The sequence below is a fragment of the Vibrio coralliirubri genome, from assembly GCF_024347375.1.
Classification (GTDB): Bacteria; Pseudomonadota; Gammaproteobacteria; order Enterobacterales; family Vibrionaceae; genus Vibrio; species Vibrio coralliirubri.
The window spans coordinates 3403812-3423932 of the sequence record NZ_AP025470.1 but is presented as its reverse complement, the minus strand read 5'-3'; the positions used below and the strand labels follow the sequence as shown (position 1 = coordinate 3423932).

At 45.7% G+C, this 20121-nt stretch carries 17 protein-coding genes and 14 tRNA genes; 17 read left to right on the top strand and 14 right to left on the bottom strand.

The genetic code is table 11. From position 1 onward, the window contains the following. Positions 1-38 precede the first annotated feature (38 nt). The 5 genes from OCV20_RS15485 to epmB form a co-directional block, all read right to left on the bottom strand. Positions 39-881 carry an IS3 family transposase gene (locus OCV20_RS15485; RefSeq protein ID WP_108721729.1) on the bottom strand — a complete coding sequence of 281 codons (843 nt, stop codon included), beginning with the start codon at positions 879-881 and terminating at the stop codon, positions 39-41. After that, positions 878-1387, bottom strand: a complete 510-nt coding sequence (locus OCV20_RS15480) for a helix-turn-helix domain-containing protein (RefSeq protein ID WP_086774936.1) — start codon at positions 1385-1387, stop codon at positions 878-880. Before OCV20_RS15480 ends, OCV20_RS15485 begins: the two co-directional genes overlap by 4 nt. A 113-nt stretch (positions 1388-1500) precedes the next feature. Continuing rightward, positions 1501-1989, bottom strand: coding sequence for an MgtC/SapB family protein (locus OCV20_RS15475; RefSeq protein WP_048607785.1), 489 nt, complete (start codon positions 1987-1989; stop codon positions 1501-1503). Positions 1990-2094: 105 nt separating this feature from the next. After that, complete coding sequence (locus OCV20_RS15470; RefSeq protein ID WP_086775814.1) at positions 2095-2640, bottom strand: prepilin-type N-terminal cleavage/methylation domain-containing protein; 546 nt, start codon at positions 2638-2640, stop codon at positions 2095-2097. A gap of 13 nt (positions 2641-2653) precedes the next feature. Continuing rightward, positions 2654-3676 (bottom strand): EF-P beta-lysylation protein EpmB, encoded by a 1023-nt coding sequence (gene epmB, locus OCV20_RS15465; RefSeq protein ID WP_086775815.1) that lies wholly within the window; start codon positions 3674-3676, stop codon positions 2654-2656. Positions 3677-3709: 33 nt separating this feature from the next. Between epmB and efp the strand changes: the two genes are divergently transcribed. Then, positions 3710-4276: an elongation factor P gene (efp, locus tag OCV20_RS15460; protein WP_019822013.1), complete on the top strand. Its 567-nt coding sequence runs from the start codon at positions 3710-3712 to the stop codon at positions 4274-4276. Between the two features lie 455 nt (positions 4277-4731). Here the strand turns inward: efp and frdD are convergent, their stop codons facing one another. Genes frdD through frdA form a run of 4 tightly spaced genes read right to left on the bottom strand, consistent with a single transcriptional unit; the run spans position 4732 to position 8103 of the window. Then, entirely contained in the window at positions 4732-5118 is a 387-nt protein-coding gene (gene frdD / locus OCV20_RS15455) for a fumarate reductase subunit FrdD (RefSeq protein ID WP_017067166.1), read from the bottom strand. Positions 5119-5130: 12 nt separating this feature from the next. Further along, the gene (gene frdC / locus OCV20_RS15450) at positions 5131-5514 is read right to left on the bottom strand and encodes a fumarate reductase subunit FrdC (protein WP_017055380.1); all 384 of its coding nucleotides are present in this window, start codon (positions 5512-5514) and stop codon (positions 5131-5133) included. 1 nt (position 5515) lies between these two features. Beyond that, the gene (locus OCV20_RS15445; RefSeq protein ID WP_009847917.1) at positions 5516-6280 is read right to left on the bottom strand and encodes a succinate dehydrogenase/fumarate reductase iron-sulfur subunit; all 765 of its coding nucleotides are present in this window, start codon (positions 6278-6280) and stop codon (positions 5516-5518) included. Beyond that, on the bottom strand, positions 6280-8103 hold the full coding sequence (frdA, locus tag OCV20_RS15440) for a fumarate reductase (quinol) flavoprotein subunit (protein WP_048607796.1): 1824 nt from the start codon (positions 8101-8103) through the stop codon (positions 6280-6282). The genes OCV20_RS15445 and frdA overlap by 1 nt, the downstream gene beginning before the upstream one ends. Positions 8104-8554: 451 nt before the next feature. Here frdA and epmA point away from each other — a divergent pair, with 451 nt between their 5' ends. Continuing rightward, positions 8555-9526, top strand: a complete 972-nt coding sequence (epmA, locus tag OCV20_RS15435) for an elongation factor P--(R)-beta-lysine ligase (protein WP_086775816.1) — start codon at positions 8555-8557, stop codon at positions 9524-9526. Positions 9527-9584: 58 nt separating this feature from the next. Here epmA and OCV20_RS15430 read toward each other — a convergent pair whose 3' ends face one another. The 5 genes from OCV20_RS15430 to rsgA form a co-directional block, all read right to left on the bottom strand. Further along, positions 9585-10472 (bottom strand): DMT family transporter, encoded by an 888-nt coding sequence (locus OCV20_RS15430; protein WP_086775817.1) that lies wholly within the window; start codon positions 10470-10472, stop codon positions 9585-9587. 162 nt (positions 10473-10634) lie between these two features. Continuing rightward, on the bottom strand, positions 10635-12515 hold the full coding sequence (locus OCV20_RS15425) for a methyl-accepting chemotaxis protein (protein ID WP_086775818.1): 1881 nt from the start codon (positions 12513-12515) through the stop codon (positions 10635-10637). Between the two features lie 550 nt (positions 12516-13065). Next, positions 13066-14481, bottom strand: coding sequence for an SLC13 family permease (locus OCV20_RS15420; protein ID WP_086775819.1), 1416 nt, complete (start codon positions 14479-14481; stop codon positions 13066-13068). 295 nt (positions 14482-14776) lie between these two features. After that, positions 14777-15688, bottom strand: coding sequence for an archaetidylserine decarboxylase (asd, locus tag OCV20_RS15415; protein WP_086775820.1), 912 nt, complete (start codon positions 15686-15688; stop codon positions 14777-14779). A 125-nt stretch (positions 15689-15813) separates the two neighbouring features. Then, a complete protein-coding gene (gene rsgA, locus OCV20_RS15410) occupies positions 15814-16869 on the bottom strand; it encodes a small ribosomal subunit biogenesis GTPase RsgA (RefSeq protein WP_017061306.1) in 1056 nt (351 codons plus the stop codon). Positions 16870-17019: 150 nt separating this feature from the next. On the opposite strand from rsgA, the gene orn reads away from it, so the two are divergent. The 15 genes from orn to OCV20_RS15335 all read left to right on the top strand — a co-directional run bounded on the left by orn (position 17020) and on the right by OCV20_RS15335 (position 19582). Continuing rightward, positions 17020-17565 (top strand): oligoribonuclease, encoded by a 546-nt coding sequence (gene orn, locus OCV20_RS15405; protein ID WP_010434065.1) that lies wholly within the window; start codon positions 17020-17022, stop codon positions 17563-17565. Positions 17566-17745: 180 nt separating this feature from the next. Beyond that, positions 17746-17821: transfer RNA gene (locus OCV20_RS15400), tRNA-Gly, on the top strand. Positions 17822-17874: 53 nt separating this feature from the next. Further along, positions 17875-17950 (top strand) — tRNA-Gly (locus OCV20_RS15395). A 51-nt stretch (positions 17951-18001) separates the two neighbouring features. Further along, positions 18002-18078 (top strand) — tRNA-Met (locus OCV20_RS15390). A gap of 56 nt (positions 18079-18134) precedes the next feature. Then, positions 18135-18210, top strand: a tRNA-Gly gene (locus OCV20_RS15385). Between the two features lie 85 nt (positions 18211-18295). Beyond that, positions 18296-18372, top strand: a tRNA-Met gene (locus OCV20_RS15380). A 56-nt stretch (positions 18373-18428) separates the two neighbouring features. Then, positions 18429-18504: transfer RNA gene (locus OCV20_RS15375), tRNA-Gly, on the top strand. Between the two features lie 51 nt (positions 18505-18555). Then, positions 18556-18632: transfer RNA gene (locus OCV20_RS15370), tRNA-Met, on the top strand. A 56-nt stretch (positions 18633-18688) separates the two neighbouring features. Further along, a tRNA-Gly gene (locus tag OCV20_RS15365) sits at positions 18689-18764 on the top strand. A 70-nt stretch (positions 18765-18834) separates the two neighbouring features. After that, positions 18835-18911: transfer RNA gene (locus OCV20_RS15360), tRNA-Met, on the top strand. A gap of 56 nt (positions 18912-18967) precedes the next feature. Further along, a tRNA-Gly gene (locus tag OCV20_RS15355) sits at positions 18968-19043 on the top strand. Positions 19044-19113: 70 nt separating this feature from the next. Further along, a tRNA-Met gene (locus OCV20_RS15350) sits at positions 19114-19190 on the top strand. A 56-nt stretch (positions 19191-19246) separates the two neighbouring features. After that, positions 19247-19322: transfer RNA gene (locus OCV20_RS15345), tRNA-Gly, on the top strand. Positions 19323-19373: 51 nt separating this feature from the next. Further along, positions 19374-19450 (top strand) — tRNA-Met (locus tag OCV20_RS15340). 56 nt (positions 19451-19506) lie between these two features. Next, a tRNA-Gly gene (locus tag OCV20_RS15335) sits at positions 19507-19582 on the top strand. Positions 19583-20121: the final 539 nt, after the last annotated feature.

Sequence of the window (20121 nt, the reverse complement as noted above, 5' to 3'; positions counted from 1 at the left end):
AGTCGTTTGAAGTGACCCCGTAAAGTTGGACATTTCTGTTAAGCGGCTTTCAAGGCCTGAGTTCGATATTCTATCGGAGTCAGGCCTTTTAGTTTCACTTTTATACGTTTGGTATTGTAGTACTCGATGTATTCTTTAATCTGCTCTATCAGAGCATCTGCATCTTCAAAGCTTTGGTTGTGATACATCTCGGTTTTGAGTAAAGCAAAAAAGTTTTCAGCAACAGCATTATCCAAGCAGTTACCTTTTCTCGACATGCTTTGCGTTAACCCACTCTCCGCTACCTTTTTCTGATACTGTCGATGGCGATATTGCCAACCTTGATCGCTATGTATAATTGGCTTTGAGTTGGGTTTAAGCGTTGATATAGCTTCCGTCAGCATATCTGTGACAAGCGGCAAGCAGGCATTTTTGGCCACTCTATAAGCAACCACCTCCTGAGTAAACAAGTCGACAACGGGAGATAAGTATACTTTCTGCTCTTTGACTTTGAACTCCGTGACATCAGTTACCCACTTTTCATCGGGTTGAGTCGCACTAAAATCTCTTTCAAGAACGTTGGGAGCAGCTTTTCCTGACTCTCCTCGGTATGAACGATACTTTTTAATCCTGACCGTCGATTTAAGGTTGAGCTGAGCCATAAGCCTTTGAACCGTTTTGTGATTAAGCACGAACCCCTGATTCTTTAGTTCCAAGTGAATACGGCGGTAGCCGTATCGCCCCTTATGTTCATGATAAATTGACTTTATCAACCGCAGCTCACGTTCGTAGCTATTTTGGCGCTTGCTCGTTTGAGCCTGATAATAAAAGACACTTTTTGCCAACTGTAGAGTGTGCAGTAAGTGCTTTAATGGGTACTTGCCTTTAAGAGTTAGAGCTATGACCGCTTTTTCTTTGTTCGACGGTTTTTTTTCTGCTCCAACTCTTCCAACTTTTTTAGAACGGCATTCTCGGTTCGTAAGTAGACCAACTCCTCTTTTAGCTCCTCAAGTGTCATTTCATTATCAGGCTTAGTGGTACGTTGAGGTTGCTGTTTCATTGAGGGTCTTCCTTTCTGGCGCATTTCGAGCCCCTTGATACCGAGCTCATTAAATCGTTTAAGCCAGACAGAGAGTATTCCAGGGGATGAGAGGTTTAATACAGCGCTAGTGTGCGTGAGAGACCATTCATTCGTCCACATTAAATTCAATGCTTTTCGTTTTGTTTGAGCAGTCGCGGCATGATTAGTTGGTAAAAATGAATCAGTACCATGGATGGCAAAGACTTGAGCCCAATACCGTATCTGCCTTGAAGAAATTGAATATTGTTTTGCTAAGTAGAGAGATGACGTGCCATCTAAGTATTGCTTAGCAATGATACATTTTAGCTCTCGGCTATATTTGGACATAAAAAGACCCCCAATAATTGGTGTCCAACTATTGGGGGTCAGTTCAGTTTGACTAGGCTTCTTTTTTTGTCTCTAAGGAATTGTGTCTAGTAGATCTCATTCAGGGAGAGAGGTTACTTCTTCACGCGACCCTTTCTCATCCATTTTTGGTGAACGCCACGACGCAGGCTTTGGAAGCTGTTTTCCACCTTGTCGACACCAAGCAGAATCACTAGCGCCATTAGCGTGATAATGACCGACTGGGAAAGGTGACCAAGTGCGATCATCATACCTAATGCAGCGAGTACCCAGATAATCGCTGCTGACGTGACACCATGAATCTTGCCATCCAGTGTCATCATTACCCCTGCACCAAGGAAACCTACCCCAGTAATGATCTGACCAAGAACACGAGCTTGATCGAGCGTGTTAGGAGAAAGGCTAATCGCCATCGTAAGGAAGAAATAGGTACCGCTGATGATCAGAATCGATGTTCTGATCCCTACCGGTTTACCGCGTGTTTGTCGCTCGATACCGATTAACGAACCACACAGCATGCATACTGCAAGGCCTGCCCAGCTAAAGGGGGCAAGGTTGAGAGTTTGTTCTATAAATTGTGTCATATCACCCCCTCCTAAAAATTTAGAATAGAGCCGAGTATGCTAATAATAGACCGGACGATCGAACAAAAACTTTTTGTCTTAACGATTGGTAAAGATGCTTAAAGTCTAGCAGCCGTCTGTTGTTAAGGTGAAGACTGGTGTCGTGGTCTCCGTCGCTTCTTGGTACTCAAGGTAGCAGTTATCTCCTTCCTTTTTACGACTTGCAGGAGCGTAGATAATTTTTCCATCTGCGTGATTACTATTCGTAAAATACCAATCGGCATTACCGACTCCCCACTCAGCATCAAGAAAGGTTGATTCTATTAGCATTGACCAAGTTTCTTGGTTCATCGCAGCTGGGTAGCCATAAGCGACCAATATATCGTCACCCTCAACGTTAATCGATGCGCTGACAGCCTTATCCAAGCCTAGTGCTGATGTCTTACCATAAAGCATAGCACTTGCACCCTCCATTCCGCCCTTAAGGCCGTTTAATGTCGAGATACGCGCATCAGTTTGCAGGTTGAGGAATTTAGAAGCTGCAGTGACCGACACAATACCTAGAATTACGATTACCACGACCAGCTCGATGATGGTGAAACCTCTTGAGCTGAACTTAAGCGCTGGTTGAGATGTGATTGCTGGTGGAGCAACTGAGGTATTGTGTTTCATTGATACAACTTCTCTATTCAATGTGTAGGTCGAGTGGTGTTTTACTGCTGCGTCCGCCAATCTCACGGGTTAACTTAGGTACTAGGTAGCCAGAAACCTCAGAGATTAACTCCTTAAAGTGATGCTTCGCTTCTTCATCTGAAATATAGAAATGAGCGGCGCCCTGAACCTTATCAAGTACATGCATATAGTAAGGTAAAATACCGGCGTCGAATAGCTTTTCGCTTAATTCTTTCAATGAGTTAGCGCTGTTATTTACGCCTTTAAGCATCACACCTTGGTTGAGCAGAGTTGCACCACTTAACTTAAGCTTGTGGAAGGCTTGTTTGAGCTCTAAGTTGATTTCGTTGGCATGGTTAATATGGCTCACCATCACCACATTAAGGCGAGTTTGAGCTAACAATTGGCACAGTTCATCCGTTACTCGAGCGGGAATTACAACCGGTAGTCGGCTATGAATTCGAACGGTTTTTACATGTGGGATTTGTTCAATAGCATGAATTAGCCACTCTAGTTCGCTGTCTTTTGCCATTAATGGATCGCCACCTGACAAGATAACTTCGTTGATCTCTGGGTGAGCAGCAACATAGTCGAGGCTGGTTTGCCAAACAGACTTTGAGCCTTTGTTGTCTTGGTAAGGGAAATGACGACGGAAGCAGTAGCGGCAGTTAATCGCACAACCGCCTTTCACAATCATCAGTGCTCGATTTTTGTATTTGTGCAGTAAGCCTGGTATTGCGTTCTCTTGCTCTTCCAGTGGATCAGCGGAATAGCCTTGGTGTACCTCAAACTCTTCGCTTAGCGGTAAAACCTGTCGTAGCAATGGATCGTGTGGGTTGCCTTTTTCCATTCGTTCGACAAAGCTAAGAGGTACCCGAAGTGCAAATAACTCACGAGCAGCGAAGCCTGCTTGCCACGGTGTTGGGTCTATTTCCAATGCCTCAAGCAGTTTTGTCGGGTCAGAGATCGCATTCGATAGTTGTTTGAGCCAGTTTTGCTCAACAGATTCGACTTTTCGGGTTATGATATGCGGCATTGAAATTAACTCAAAGATGTGGAAGAGAAAATCATGGCGTCAGTAAGCACCAATGAATTCAAAGGCGGTTTAAAATTCATGTTAGATAACGAGCCTTGCTCAATTATCGATAATGAATACGTTAAGCCAGGTAAAGGCCAAGCGTTTAACCGTGTAAAACTTCGTAAACTGCTGTCAGGCAAAGTGTTAGAGAAAACATTCAAATCAGGCGAAAGCTTTGAGCTTGCAGATGTTGTTGACGTTGAACTAGGCTACCTATACAACGATGGCGAATTCTACCACTTCATGAACAACGAAACATTTGAGCAAATCGCAGCAGACGTAAAAGCAGTTGCTGACTCTGCAAAATGGTTAGTTGAAAATGACGTTTGTACTCTAACGTTGTGGAATGATAACCCTATCACAGTAACTCCACCAAACTTTGTTGAGATCGAAGTAACTGAAACCGATCCTGGCCTTAAAGGCGACACACAAGGTACTGGCGGTAAGCCTGCAACTCTAGCAACAGGCGCGGTAGTTCGCGTACCTCTATTCATTGCAATCGGTGAAGTTGTTAAAGTTGATACTCGTACTGGCGAATACGTTGGTCGTGTGAAGTAATTTACTTCAAGTATCTGAAAAAGGTCGCTTAGGCGGCCTTTTTTGTATCTGGAGATCGGGAAAGAGCAGATGAGAGTAATCGAGATGCGGGATTCGAAGAGCCTGAAGAGCAGGTATGCGTGAACAAGATGCGGGATTCGAAGAGCCTGAAGAGCAGGTATGCGTGAACAAGATGCGGGATACGAAGAGCGGGAAGAGCAGATTAGAGTCAGCGGGATGCGAGATACGAAGAGCAGGAAGAGCAAGAGCGAGTTAGAGGATAAGAGATTCGACAAGCAATAAAAAAGCAGAGCTGGATAACCTAGCTCTGCTTTCGTTTTTCTGCTCTTAAGCTTTTCGCATCTCGATTACTCGAATCCCGCATCTGCTCTTAAGCTCTTCGACACTCGATTACTCGAATCCCGCATCTGCTTTTAGCTCTTCGATACTCGTTTACCCGAATCTCGAATCTGCTCTTAAATCATAAAGATGAAAATAACAGACAATGCGCTAATTAGACCTGCAACGAAGTAGCAGCCCACTTTACCTGCAACGCCGACGTGGAACTTAAGGTCGTGCATGCCGTGGTGAAGACGGTGCATTGCGTGCCACATTGGCAGTGCTAGCGTACCGATGATGAATAGTGCACCGATAATGCTGGTGGCAAATTCAGACACACGCTCGTAGCTCATTGCGTCAGCATCGATGATGCCCATTGGCACTAAGATACCTAACACTAGAATCGTGATTGGTGTGATCATCGCGAACCAAGTACCGCCAGCACCAAATAGGCCCCACCAGATTGGCTCATCAGAGCGTTGTGGGTTGTGGTTAACAGGTTTTACTTTGTAATTTGTGTTCATAACGAAAGCTCCTTACACCACAACAAGAACGATTAAAGAAATAAAAGCCACCGCTGCCCACTGGGTCAGTACGATGATTCTTTTATCAACCAATTTGCCTTTAAGACGGATTGGCATTACTTGAGGCATCATGCTGAAGAAGGTTTGAGCGTGCATCAAGCTACCTAGCAGTGCCACGATATTAATACCGACAACGATAGGGTTAGCCATAAAGCTCAACCAACCAGCCCAAGCTTCAGGGCCTTTCACTAGTGCACCCAAACCGAAGGTTAGGAACAGAGTGAATAGAATCAAAGGCAGTACAGTCGCTTCACGTAGCATGTAGAAGCGGTAGAACGGATGGTTGCTCCACCATGTTCTCTTCATCTCACGAACATAAGGCTTACGATTGCTCATATTATGCCTCCTCTGCTGTTTTTACTTGCGATCCGTCTGGCTTGAACATCGAGATAACGAAGTCCATTGAAGACTCAACTTTACCTTGGTTTACTGCAGCCGCTGGGTCTACTTTCTTCGGACATACGTCAGAACAGTAACCTACAAACGTACAGCCCCAAGCGCCATTGTCGCCATTGATAAGCTTCATACGTTCAGCTTTACCATTGTCACGGCTATCTAGGTTGTAGCGGTGAGCAAGAGCAAGTGCCGCAGGGCCGATGAACTCAGGGTTTAGACCAAACTGAGGACATGCTGCGTAACACAAACCACAGTTGATGCAGCCAGCGAACTGTTTGTACTTCGCCATTTGCTCTGGAGTTTGGATGTTAGTGCCGTCTTCTGGCTTACGGTCGTTACCAATGATGTAAGGCTTGATTGCTTCAAGGCGTTCGATGAACGGTGTCATGTCGACAATCAAATCTTTCTCGATTGGGAAGTTAGCCAAAGGTTCAATTTTGAAGCCATTCGGGTAGTCACGTAAGAAGCTTTTACATGCCAGTTTTGGCACGCCATCAACCATGATGCCGCAAGAACCACAAATCGCCATACGACAAGACCAACGGTAAGACAGGTCTTTATCTAGGTTGTCTTTGATGTAACCGATCGCATCAAGTACTGACATGGTTTCATCAAACGGAACTTCAAAGGTTTGAAAGTGAGGTTCTGCATCGTGCTCAGGATCATAACGCAGGATTTCAATTTTTTGGATTCGATTCGCTGACATTATGCTTGCTCCTCTTCGCTCTTCTTCGCATTCTCTTCTGCTGCTTTTTCAGCGGCAGCGGCTTTCTCTGCAGCTTCACCGTATAGACGAGCTTTAGGTTGAGATTTAGTAATCTTAACGCCGCTGTAGTCGATGGTTGGTGCTGCATCTTCGTTGTAGAAAGATAGAGAGTGTTTCAGGAAGTTCACGTCATCACGTTCTGTGCAGTTGTCGTCTAGACGTTGGTGCGCACCGCGAGACTCTTTACGAAGGATCGCTGAGTGAACCATCGCTTCTGCAACTTCAAGACCGTAACCCACTTCGATAGCGTAAAGTAGGTCAGTGTTGAACACTTTGCCTTTGTCTTTAATGCTGATCTTCTTGTAGCGAGCTTTCAGTTCAGTGATTTTGTCGATGGTCTTTTGCATCAAGTCTTCTTGACGGTAGATACCACAACCGGCTTCCATGGTGTGACCCATTTCAGTACGGATGTCAGCCCAGTTCTCATCGCCTTCTTGAGCCAAGATGCCTGCGATGCGATCTTCAACCGCTTTCACTTGCTTAGCGATAGACTCTTCGTTCCAGCCTTTGAATTCAGCAGCGCGTTTCACCGCTTCTTCACCAGCAACGCGGCCAAATACTACGAACTCAGCCAGTGAGTTAGAACCTAGGCGGTTTGCACCGTGTAGGCCAACTGAAGCACATTCACCAACGGCGAATAGGCCTTTAATGCGAGTTTCACACGTACCGTTAGTTTCAATACCACCCATGGTGTAGTGAACGGTCGGGCGAATTGGAATTGGCTCTTTTGCTGGGTCTACGTTTACGTACGCTTTTGCAAGCTCACAGATGAACGGTAGGCGCTCTTGCAGGTACTCTTCACCAAGGTGGCGAAGGTCAAGGTGTACTACATCACCAAGTGGGTGCTTGATGGTGTTGCCTTTCTGCTGCTCGTGCCAGAATGCTTGAGAAACTTTGTCACGAGGACCCAGTTCCATGTATTTGTTTTTCGGCTCGCCCACTGGAGTTTCAGGGCCCATGCCGTAATCTTGTAGGTAACGGTAGCCGTTCTTGTTAACGATAATACCGCCTTCACCACGACAACCTTCGGTCATCAAGATGCCAGTGCCCGGTAGGCCTGTTGGGTGGTATTGAACGAACTCCATATCACGCAGTGGTACACCGTGGCGATAAGCCATTGCCATACCGTCGCCAGTTACGATGCCGCCGTTGGTATTACAGTGGTAAACACGACCTGCGCCACCGGTTGCTAGAACAACAGATTTTGCTTTGATGGTAACAAGCTCACCTTCAGACATGTGAATCGCGATTAGGCCTTGTACTTCGCCATCTTCAACGAGCAAATCCACCACAAAGTACTCATCAAATCGTTTGATTGTGTCGTACTTCATCGAAGTCTGGAACAGAGTATGAAGCATGTGGAAGCCGGTTTTATCCGCTGCGAACCACGTTCTCTCTACCTTCATACCGCCGAATCGGCGTACGTTTACTTCACCGTTTTCTTTACGACTCCATGGGCAGCCCCATTGTTCCATTTGGATCATTTCGCGAGTCGAGTTTTCAACAAAGTATTCAACAACATCCTGTTCACATAGCCAGTCGCCACCGCCAACAGTATCGTTGAAGTGGTTATCTAGGCTATCTTCGTCTTTAATTACCGCTGCTGAACCGCCTTCTGCCGCTACCGTGTGCGAACGCATTGGGTAAACTTTAGAAATCAGTGCAACTTCCAATTCAGGATTAGCTTCAGCTGCTGCAATTGCTGTACGAAGACCAGCGCCGCCTGCGCCGATGACTGCGATATCTGTGGTAATTGTCTTCACAGTTATTCTCCAGTGTGATGCGGAGTATTCCGCTTGTTATTATAAAAAGCCTATTTAGGAGGTTCTAAATCGTAGGAACCATTTAGCGCCCCTAAGCCTTAAGTGGTAGGTTCAGTGTAAGAGAGGAAGGTATTCGAAAAGTTGATGCATTTGGGTTTTTAGGTCGGTAATGCATATGGAGGCATAGAAATTATAGGTTATGTGACTGCAATCACGGCAATGAATTGTTGATAACGATTAACCCACAGGGCGGGTGTTAACGGCTTGTTGAGTATGATTTTTGTTATCAATGTTGATGTGAAAGCTGTATTGATAATTGTATTGTAGAACGTAATTTTCTGGCTTCATTAAAACAACATTTTGCTTTCACGAAGAGAAAGATAGAAGCTTACAAAAGCGATGAAAGGTGGTAATTTTCGTCGCCTAGAATTCAGTAATATGGAACTCAATAATGCACTCTACATGGCAACCGGCCGCAACCATTAAACAGTTAAAGCAACGTGCTGATATCCTTAATCAAATTCGTCAGTTCTTTGCCGAGCGCAACGTGATGGAAGTGGATACGCCTGCGATGAGCCACGCCACGGTGACGGACGTGCATTTACATACTTTCAAAACTGAATTCGTAGGGCCGGGTTATGCGCATGGTCAGCCACTGTTCTTTATGACTAGCCCTGAGTTTCATATGAAACGTCTATTAGCGGCGGGCAGTGGCTGTATTTATCAAATTTGTAAATCTTTCCGCAACGAAGAGAATGGCCGTTATCACAACCCTGAGTTCACCATGTTGGAGTGGTATCGAGTTGGCTTTGATCATCATGACCTGATGGATGAAATGGATTTGCTGTTACAGCAGGTACTTAAATCGGGCTCAGCAGAGCGAATGACTTACCAACAAGCCTTTATTGATGTGTTAGGTGTGTGTCCACTGGAAGATTCGATGGATACACTAAAGCAAGCCGCAGCAAAACTTGGGCTCAGCGACATTGCAGATCCAGAACAAGACCGTGACACCTTGCTGCAGTTGCTGTTTAGTATTGGGGTTGAAGCAAAGATAGGGCAACAAGTGCCTGCGTTTGTTTATGACTTTCCGGCTTCACAAGCCGCACTAGCCAAGATTAACCCGAAAGATTCGCGAGTAGCGGATCGCTTTGAGGTGTACTTCAAAGGCATCGAGTTAGCAAACGGCTTCCATGAATTAGATAAGCCACAAGAGCAGCTCAAGCGCTTTGAAGATGATAATACCAAACGCATTGAGATGGGCTTATCACCTCAACCGATTGACCATCACTTGATTGAGGCATTAAAAGCGGGCTTACCAGACTGTGCGGGTGTTGCGTTAGGTATTGATCGTCTGATCATGCTGGCGTTAGGTTATGACCACATCGATGACGTGACGGCTTTCCCGTTCCCGCGCTCTTAGCTCTCTATTCAGTTAGTCCAACTTACTGTTTGGTTAACTGACCAGAATACCTGTACCACTATCTTACTAGGATACCGGTACCAATGACGGCAACAATGGCACCGATCCAAGCGTAGGCATTTGGTCTCTGTTTGGTGTACAGCCAAAGTATTGGTAACAACATGATTGGTGTGGTTGAAGATAACAGAGCAACCATGCCGACATTGCCTTCCTGCAACGCATACAAGATCAACGTCATACCCACCGCCATCGCTAAAAAGCCGTTAACTGCGGTAATCGCAAATATCTGACCATTCATCGGGTTGATTGCACGTGAGAGCTTGGCGCCCGTTAAGCGAAATGCGGAGTGAGCAACAAAAGCGGTGATCATTCGAATGGCAGAGGCTGCTATTGGGTCTATGCTGGTTTGCATCACGGGTTTGGCAATAATACCGCCTAATGCTTGGCAGATAGCTGCGGTGATTCCGAGAGCTACACCAATCCAAACAGTGCCCTTGATGGTTTCAAGTTGGTTGTTGGCTTGTCCTCGACGACCAAAGAATATCGCGGTTAATACACCACTGAACACCAAAGCTGAGCCAATCAGCTCAACAGAAGTCATACTTTCGCTAAACAGGAAGTAACCGAGAATCGCCGAGAACACGGCGTGACAAGAGAACAGCAAACCTGCTTGGCGCGGTCCCATTCGGTTCAAACAAGCAAATAGGGCGGTATCACCAATGAAGATGCCAATTAGCCCAGACAGCATCATAGGCGTGACGAGGTCAGCTTCGACCGTTGACCAACCACCGGTAAACCAAGCCATGCTCGATAAGATGATAGCGGTACAACCCATGCGCCAACGGCTATAGGCGAAAGAACCTAAGTGTTGAGCAGGCTTTACTGACATCAGGCTCGCGATGGCCCAAAGAAAAGCGGCAGCAAGAGCCAACCATTCGAATCCCATCTGAATAACATCCTTGTGTCTGGGATAAATTAGCTCATCAATATGCATTAAACCGGACTGAGAACAAAGTGATTCTTATGAAAAGAGTCACTTTGTTTCAGTTATCGGTTTACGTCACCTGCCGCTCGGTGGTGAGGTTTAACTTATGTTGCTTGAGATGAGTTAAACCTTAAAGCGCTCCACATCTCGGCGCATCGACTCAGCAGCGCTACTCATTTCATTTGAGCTATTGCGGCTGCTTTCAGCTTGTTGTGCAAGATCGTCGGAGGCATCTTTGATCCCTTGCGTATTGCGACTGATGTCTTCGCTTACCGCGCGTTGCTCTTCTGCAGCACTCGCTATTTGCAGCGCCATGTCGTTGATTTCAGTGATCGCCTGGGTGATTTTAGTCAGGCTGCCATGAGCTTGTTCTGCGAAGCCAACGCTGTTCTCTGCCAGTTGAGTGCTGGTGGTCATGCTTTCTACGGCATGTTCGGTATTCTTCTGCAGCGTATCAATCATCACGCGGATTTCTTCCGTTGAGCCATGCGTTCTTTGGCTGAGCACTCGAACCTCGTCTGCAACAACCGCAAATCCACGACCTTGTTCTCCCGCACGCGCAGCTTCAATCGCGGCATTCAATGCCAACAGGTTGGTTTGTTCGGCAATGCCTTGAATGGTGGATAGTATCTGATTGATGCTTTGCGCGTTATTTTCCAATTCTCGGATAACATTGGCTGCATCTTCAACTTGAGTTGCAAGGCCAGTAATCGCATCGCGGTTTTGTTGAATAACCTCTTGGCCTTCGTTACAAGCGGAGGCTGACGCTTGAGAGGCGGAGGCGGTTAATTCGGCATGGCTAGCCACTTCAGCTGCCGTGGCTGACATCTCATGAATCGCGGTCGCAATTTGATTGATATCGTTTTGCTGATTCTCAACTCGAATGGATGATTGGGTCGCCAGTTGATTGGCTTTCTCTGCATGATTGTTTAAATCGTGGCTGTGCTCTATGACGCCTTTCAACATGCTTTGCATCTGGCTTAAGAACTGGTTTACAAGCTCGGCAAGTTTGCCAATCTCATCCATACGCGTGATATCAATGCGCTGAGTGAGATCACCTCTGCCTTGAGCAAGCTGAGTCAGTGCTTCTGATAAGGTTTGTAATGGAGAAAGTAGGCGGTTGATCACCACTGTGCTCGCAATTGAAATGAAGATGTACAAAATCAAAGAAGTAAGGGAGATGAACTGAATCGCGTCAGATACTGCAGAAAACGCCATTTCCTTATCGATAACAATACCTAACGACCAATCGGTATTCGGGACGTTGGCAATGTAGACCATTTTATCCCCTTGGCCAGGCCAAGTTAGCGTAGTGATCATTTGGCCTTGGAGCAGTTGCGACACCTTATTGGCCGTTAGTTCCGGATTCAAACTGGTCAGTGGTTTCTGACTTAGCTCTTCATCACTGTAGGCAACGATGTTGTTGTTACCGTCGACTAAAAACGCAAAGCCATCGTTATCCAGTTTCACGTTGAGCACGGTGTCGATAATGCTGGTCACAGTTAAATCTGCCGCGAGGACACCTTGTCTTTCACCGTTAAATGCTTTGGCAAAGCTGATTACAATGCTGCCGTCAAAGTCTTGATAAGGTTCGGTAATAATGAGATCTGACGTTGAATTCGCATCTTTATACCAAGGGCGGGTGCGCGGGTCGTAGCCTGCTGGCCAATCTTCACCTTTGTCGCCATAAGCGATAGAGCCATCGCTGAATCCTGCATAAACAGACAAGAATTGTCCGGCTTGTTTGGTGATGAGTAACTCACGGTCAGAGTTACTGTTACTCGAAATGGTCGGCTCATTAGCAAGCATCATATCGCTGCGAGTAGAGAGCCAATCGGCAATATAATTCGTCGTGCCAGCACTGACATTTTTCATTTCTTGGTTGATCGCGACTTCAGTTTCTTGAGTCAGTTGATTAACCGATATCCAGGCTTGAGTGCCACTCACGACGGCAATAATGACCGCAATTGCGATCTGAATTTTAAATTTAATAGTATGTCTCAAGGTCTATTCCTCTTTATTAGACAAAAAACTAGGGCGTGTTGACCTTTCGCGGTTCAATTTTGTTCGAGATAAAAGCGTTTTAATCGCGGCGAGGGGGAAGTAGCCTAGCCATTCTAAGCAAGTCCCCTCAACAAAGAGTAAAACGCTTTTAGCCGAACCCTTCGGGCAGCGTTTGCTGGTCATTTCTACTGCGTTATCGGTTTCTCATGTAGGCTAGCTACACATCAAAACCTCTGCCTTGTAGAAATCCCCAGCAATTCGCTGCAAAAATCAGCTCGAAAGGTCAATACGCCCTAATGACAGTGACGTACTTGATGGTGAATTGATGTGTCTCTGATGCGTGTATAGTGCCGCTGTCTACCGGGGAATGAATGTGTTTGAAATCATAAATTCTAAATATATTTACTCTGCTTTTTGTAAAACAGTGAAGTAAAATCACAGTTAGTAATTGATTTAAAAATCAATTACTTGTTCTGGTAATTATCCGTGATACAGCGCCAAATTTACATTCAGCGCTTTAGTTAGGATTAAAGGGGAACGTTAACGCTTACTAGGTGATGATAAACAGGGCGAGGTAAACCATCAGCAGGCCGACAATACCTAAGATGATGCCCATCTTCGCTATATCTTTGCTTTCGATAAGCCCGGTCGAGTAGGCCAGTGAGTTTGGTGGTGTCGATACTGGCAAAATCATACCAAGTGACGCAGAGAAGGCGACCACAACCAGCAAGCCTTGCAGGCCACCAATCGCAACTAGGCTTTCCATGGATGCCCCGATCGCAGCGGCTATCGGCATCAGCAAGTTGGCCGTCGCAGTGTTTGACATGAAGTTTGCCATTAACCAACACACAATAGATAACGTCAGTACTACAGCCGCCGGTGACAGCGATTCATAGTCAATCGCGTGCGCGAGTGCTGCGGCTAAGCCTGTTTTATCAAGGCCGATACCAATCGCGATACCACCTGCGACCAGCCACAACACATCCCAGTTGATCAGCTTGAGCTCTTCTTTGCCCATAATGCCAGTCAGCGTAAACACAGTCAGTGGAATAATAGACACGACATAAGTGTTCATGCCATGCAGTTTGGTGGTCATCCACAATAAGATTGTCGCAGCGAAGGTGATGTAAACCACAATCGCTCGCCAGCTCTTTCTAAATTGTCCATCGAGCTTGAGCACCATGTTTCTTTCTTTAGAAGGGAAGAGTTTTTGTAGAAGAAACCAAGCGATGGTGAGTTGGATGATCACAAAGGGTAAGCCCATCATCATCCAGCTGAGGAAGTCGATGGTGTTTTCACCCGTTAGGTATTGCAGCGCGATGGCATTGGGCGGTGTACCGATGGGTGTCGCGATACCACCGGTGTTGGCTGCAATTGGAATACACAATACGAGCGCTTTAATCCCCATATCGCCTTTTGGTGCAGAAGCTACGATCGGACCGAGCAGCGCAAGCATCATTACCGTTGTTGCGGTATTTGACATGAACATTGAGAACACTGCGGTGATCAGCATTAAGCCGAGCATAATGAAACGCGGCTCTGTACCAAATGGTTTGAGAAGCACTCGAGCTAGGTTGTTATCGAGTTCGTACTTGGATGCGGATATCGCAAGAGCAAAGCCCCCCATGAAAAGGATGATGATAGGTGACGAAAATGCACCGAAGATGTCGGTATATTTGATTAACTCACCGAGATCGTGTCCCGCTGGTGGATTTCTAAATAGGTGTAAGCCTTTGTCAGAAATCATCACCAATTCAAGCGCAATGATCAAAATGGAAGTGGCAAATACCGGAACAGGTTCAAGCACCCATAACAGAGCCGCTAATAAGAATATCGCCAATAAGCGGTGCTGAATCAGCGTGAGGTCATCGATTGGTATTGAATCTATCGGCATGAATAACACGCCTAAGGGAATCGCAAAACAAATCAACAGCTTGACCAGAACGCCAATATTGAGTTTAGGCATGTACAAAGACCCTATGAATAAAATATCTTCAAATAGAGTAAGTTATCTGGATTTTTGGTACTTGGAGACGGGTTGTAAAATCGAAAAGTTGTTTAAGGTTTCGACAGTTGTTTTGTTTTTGGTCAATCTTTTTCTGGGCAATTAGAAGCAACAGGTGGCTGGGTAAGGTTTTGGAAATTTGAGTTGTTAGAGCTTGAATAGGACACGAATCGGTAGAGCTAAGAAAAAGGCGCGTTCTTCTCTGAAATAGAAAAAGTAACGCGCCTTGAAAGCTTAAATGAGTTCACTCAAATCGTTAAGCTTGGTCAGTGTTCTCTGCTGAATCAACAACTTCAGTCTCAACTTCTTTACTAGCAATGTGCGCGAAAGGTGTACCTAACACAGTCTTCTCGCCATTTTGCATCGTGTCGTCAAACTTGATCGCATCTTTAGCGAACAGGTTGATAACGGTTGAACCAAGCTTAAAGCGGCCCATCTCTTCGCCTTTCTTCAAGATGATAGCTTTGTCACCTTGTGCAGGGTAATCCCATTTGTAAACCGAGTTACCGCGAGGTGGGGTGATGGTGCCTGCCCATACCTGTTCGATGCTGCCGACGATCGTTGCGCCAACCAACACTTGTGCCATTGGGCCAAATTCCGTATCGAAGATACACACTACACGCTCATTACGTGCGAATAAGTTTGGAACGTTCTCTGCCGTTAACGGGTTAACTGAGAAAAGGTCACCCGGAACGTAGATCATCTGGCGCAGCGTGCCGTCGCATGGCATGTGCACGCGGTGGTAATCACTTGGAGACAGGTAAAGCGTTGCGAATTCACCGTCTGTAAACTCATCCGCTAGCGCAGCATCACCACCCAATAGCTCGCGAGCTGAGTAGTCATGACCTTTCGCTTGAATCAGTTGACCGTCAGTAATTTGGCCAAACTGGCTTACACGTGCATCAGCAGGGTGAACAATAACAGAGTCACCTTCTGCGATAGGACGCATGCCTTCTTTCAATTCACGCACGAAGAATTCATTGAATGTTTTAAAGTGTTTTGGATCGCTATGCAGAGCTTCATCCATGTTCACTTTGTATTGCTTGATGAACCAGTTGATGATCGCTGTCGTTAAGCCGCCCGCTTTAGCAGACGCAATTTTGCCGACTAGGCGAGTTAATCCATGTTGTGGAATCCAGTACTGCAATCCAACTTTAATCTTATCCATTGTATTAATTTTCCAATGCTAATTGTTTTTCAATTAAATCTGTCGATGACGGTTTAGGGCGCGAGATGTTACTTAAATTCGCGCCAATTGTCAGTAAATGCACACATTTGTTCACAAAAACGCGATTAGAGATCGGCTTTTTTGTTGCGTGAATACTGACGGTTATCTTTGTTACTCGCCATGCTTTCAATGATGCGGTGGTAGTTGTCGAAACGTAATCGACTGATCTTTCCGTTTTCTACCGCTTCGCGCAGGATACAGCCTGGGTCATCAATGTGTTTACAGTCACGGAACTTACAACCGCCAAGGTAAGGCTTGAACTCGATAAAGGCTTCAGTGATTTCGTCGGCTTCTAGGTGCCATAGGCCGAATTCACGCACTCCTGGTGAATCAATCAGATCACCACCAGAAGGGAAGTGGTATAAACGAGCTGCCGTGGTTGTGTGCTGACCAAGACCTGAGTTCTCAGAGACTTCGCCTTCTTCAATGTCTAGCGTTGGCATTAATGCATTCACTAGGCTTGATTTACCCACACCCGATTGACCAACAAAGATGTTGATACGGTCTTTGAGTTCAGCTTCCAGCTCTTTGATGCCGTAGCCAGACTCTTTACTCACGAACATCACTTTATAGCCGATCTTCTCGTACTCTTTAAGTGTTTCACGGTATTCAGCAATCTGCTCATCAGTCAGTAGGTCGACCTTATTCAGCACAACAAGCGGTGCGATGTTCACCGTTTCTGAAGCAATTAAGTAACGGTCGATAATATTAAGTGATAGCTCTGGTAGCACAGCCGAAACGATAACCATTTGGTCGACGTTTGCAGCTACCGGCTTTAAGCCATCGTAGTAATCAGGGCGAGTCAGCATTGAAGTTCTCGGCTCAACCGCTTCCACAACGCCAGAAATGCCAGCCATGGATTCTAAGCCTGCGCGCCAAGTCACTCGGTCACCAGAAACTAAAGTCTCGATACTACGGCGTAAATTACAACGATGAACTTCGTTAGTTTCAAGATCTTCGATATCAGCATGCTGGCCAAAGCGCGTAATCACGAGTCCGCTTTTGGTTCCGCCAAGCATGTTCTCATCCCATTGGATAGAATCTTCTTTCTTGAGTCGCTTGTTCTGGTTGCTACGTACACGACGTACTTGACCTTTGGTTAACTTCTTTTTTTTAGCCACAATTTTTCACTTAACACATCTAACTTGATGATTGGGGACTCAAACAGGATGTTGCTGGTACCACGTGATTTCGATGGCCCTAAAGCTAGTTTGAGTATAGTTATTTGGGTATAGTACCTCTTTTACACATAAACAAATAGGCGACGCCTTATGTCCTTTAGCGATCAGAACCTGATTTGGGTTGATCTAGAGATGACAGGACTTGATCCTGAAACTCATAAAATCATTGAAATTGCTACTATCGTTACTGATAGTGAGCTTAACATCCTGGCTGAAGGACCTGTTTTGGCTATTCACCAACCTCAGAGTGAATTAGACAAGATGGACGAGTGGTGCACAACGACGCACACTGGCAGCGGCCTCGTGAAGCGAATTCAAGAAAGCACGGTTTCAGAGCAAGATGCCATCCAACAAACGATTGAGTTTCTTGAAAAATGGGTACCAAAAGGTAAGTCACCGATTTGTGGCAACAGCATTGGTCAAGACCGCCGTTTCCTATACAAGCACATGCCAGAGTTAGAAGAGTACTTCCATTACCGCTATGTCGACGTAAGCACTCTGAAAGAGCTGACTCGTCGTTGGAAACCTGAAGTGTTAGATGGTTTTTCTAAGTCGGGAAGTCACCTTGCGTTAGACGATATTCGAGAGTCGATCGCTGAGCTGCAGTACTACCGAAAAACGATTATTAACATCTAGTCGAATAAAATGATCACGTTTATCTAACTTTTCAGGGACATAAGAGCCGTTTTTTTTGCAAATCTGTGTGCTTTTACAGCAGTTGAGTAAAAAGTTTCGTAATTTTGCATTAAGGACTTGCATCACAAAAAAATGCTCTTATAATTCGCAGCCCTGAACGGCGAAAGACGTTTTCAGATTGCGATACTAGCTCAGTTGGTAGAGCGCAACCTTGCCAAGGTTGAGGTCATCGGTTCGAACCCGATGTATCGCTCCAATTTGTAGGTTACGGCGAAAGCGGTAATCGAAAGGTGAAAGACCTTTTATAATGCGATACTAGCTCAGTTGGTAGAGCGCAACCTTGCCAAGGTTGAGGTCATCGGTTCGAACCCGATGTATCGCTCCAAATACTTCTCGGTTAGAGAAAAGTCTCATTGTCTTAAACAATGCATCCGGACGCGGGATGGAGCAGTTTGGTAGCTCGTCGGGCTCATAACCCGAAGGTCGTCGGTTCAAATCCGGCTCCCGCAACCACATTACAGTTAAGCGCTATTTATTGCCCAAGGCAGTAAGAGCAGCGAATAACTAATGCGATACTAGCTCAGTTGGTAGAGCGCAACCTTGCCAAGGTTGAGGTCATCGGTTCGAACCCGATGTATCGCTCCAAATTCAGTTCTTAGAAGTCATCTCCTAGAGAAAGTACTCAGAATGAAAATGGTTTAGTCTCATTGTCTTAAACAATGCATCCGGACGCGGGATGGAGCAGTTTGGTAGCTCGTCGGGCTCATAACCCGAAGGTCGTCGGTTCAAATCCGGCTCCCGCAACCACATTACAGTTAAGCGCCGTTTATTGCCCAAAGCAGTAAGAGCAGCGACTAACTAATGCGATACTAGCTCAGTTGGTAGAGCGCAACCTTGCCAAGGTTGAGGTCATCGGTTCGAACCCGATGTATCGCTCCAAATTCTCTCTTTTTAGAGAACAGAGTCATTAACTTAAATAATGCATCCGGACGCGGGATGGAGCAGTTTGGTAGCTCGTCGGGCTCATAACCCGAAGGTCGTCGGTTCAAATCCGGCTCCCGCAACCACATTACAGTTAAGCGCTATCTGTTGCCCAAGGCAGTAAGAGCAGCGATTAACTAATGCGATACTAGCTCAGTTGGTAGAGCGCAACCTTGCCAAGGTTGAGGTCATCGGTTCGAACCCGATGTATCGCTCCAAATTCTATTCTTAGAGCTTTGCTCGGAATGAAAATGGTTTAGTCTCATTGTCTTAAACAATGCATCCGGACGCGGGATGGAGCAGTTTGGTAGCTCGTCGGGCTCATAACCCGAAGGTCGTCGGTTCAAATCCGGCTCCCGCAACCACATTACAGTTAGGCGCTGTTTATTGCCCAAGGCAGTAAGAGTAGCGAGTAACTAATGCGATACTAGCTCAGTTGGTAGAGCGCAACCTTGCCAAGGTTGAGGTCATCGGTTCGAACCCGATGTATCGCTCCAAATTCTCTCTCACGCTTTATGCTGAAGATGAAAATGGTTTAGTCTCATTGTCTTAAACAATGCATCCGGACGCGGGATGGAGCAGTTTGGTAGCTCGTCGGGCTCATAACCCGAAGGTCGTCGGTTCAAATCCGGCTCCCGCAACCACATTACAGTTAGGCGCCACTTATTGCCCAAGGCAGTAAGAGCAGCGATTAACTAATGCGATACTAGCTCAGTTGGTAGAGCGCAACCTTGCCAAGGTTGAGGTCATCGGTTCGAACCCGATGTATCGCTCCAAATTCTCTCTTTTTAGAGAACAGAGTCATTAACTTAAATAATGCATCCGGACGCGGGATGGAGCAGTTTGGTAGCTCGTCGGGCTCATAACCCGAAGGTCGTCGGTTCAAATCCGGCTCCCGCAACCACATTACAGTTAAGCGCTATCTGTTGCCCAAGGCAGTAAGAGCAGCGATTAACTAATGCGATACTAGCTCAGTTGGTAGAGCGCAACCTTGCCAAGGTTGAGGTCATCGGTTCGAACCCGATGTATCGCTCCAGCTTTCTTCTAAAAAGCTATTAAGACTCTTTAAACCACCGTGTTTTTCTTTAGATCACAGAGTTTAAAGGCGACCTTAAGGGTCACGCTCTTTCTTTAATGCTGCGAAGCATAATCCCCCCAAAAAGCAAATAATCCTCCATCATGGTGGATATTTTTTTGTCTTAAATTTTTCTTAGCAACTGGAATGCTAGTAAACATCAGGTCTCTGAAGCAGATACTTGAGGTTTTTCACATCTATAAACAGACTTATCCACAAAATGTTAGGTGTGGATAACTTGGTTGATAAAGTTATTTCAGTCTTAATTCTTTACATATCCCTAAAAGATCTTTCTTGTTTTCAATATATTAGCTGAATTGCGGCGATCGTAACTTGTTGTTTTTTATCAAGATGAATGCTTATCTTCAATTTGATAAAAGATCGTTAACTTGTTGTTTTTTGATCTTAATCATTTATCGGTACTGTGTTTAACTTTGTGCGGGTGTCGGAAGTTTACGAGAGTTCTGAATTTTTTCCACATTGTTAGAATTGAGAACAAG

Coding starts and splice junctions, on each gene's coding strand:
- orn (WP_010434065.1), top strand. CDS start 17,020: ATGTCCTTTAGCGATCAGAACCTGATTTGGGTTGATCTAGAGATGACA.
- OCV20_RS15475 (WP_048607785.1), bottom strand. CDS start 1,989: ATGACACAATTTATAGAACAAACTCTCAACCTTGCCCCCTTTAGCTGG.
- OCV20_RS15470 (WP_086775814.1), bottom strand. CDS start 2,640: ATGAAACACAATACCTCAGTTGCTCCACCAGCAATCACATCTCAACCA.
- OCV20_RS15430 (WP_086775817.1), bottom strand. CDS start 10,472: ATGGGATTCGAATGGTTGGCTCTTGCTGCCGCTTTTCTTTGGGCCATC.
- OCV20_RS15445 (WP_009847917.1), bottom strand. CDS start 6,280: ATGTCAGCGAATCGAATCCAAAAAATTGAAATCCTGCGTTATGATCCT.
- efp (WP_019822013.1), top strand. CDS start 3,710: ATGGCGTCAGTAAGCACCAATGAATTCAAAGGCGGTTTAAAATTCATG.
- epmB (WP_086775815.1), bottom strand. CDS start 3,676: ATGCCGCATATCATAACCCGAAAAGTCGAATCTGTTGAGCAAAACTGG.
- asd (WP_086775820.1), bottom strand. CDS start 15,688: ATGGATAAGATTAAAGTTGGATTGCAGTACTGGATTCCACAACATGGA.
- OCV20_RS15420 (WP_086775819.1), bottom strand. CDS start 14,481: ATGCCTAAACTCAATATTGGCGTTCTGGTCAAGCTGTTGATTTGTTTT.
- frdC (WP_017055380.1), bottom strand. CDS start 5,514: ATGAGCAATCGTAAGCCTTATGTTCGTGAGATGAAGAGAACATGGTGG.
- OCV20_RS15480 (WP_086774936.1), bottom strand. CDS start 1,387: ATGTCCAAATATAGCCGAGAGCTAAAATGTATCATTGCTAAGCAATAC.
- frdD (WP_017067166.1), bottom strand. CDS start 5,118: ATGAACACAAATTACAAAGTAAAACCTGTTAACCACAACCCACAACGC.
- epmA (WP_086775816.1), top strand. CDS start 8,555: ATGCACTCTACATGGCAACCGGCCGCAACCATTAAACAGTTAAAGCAA.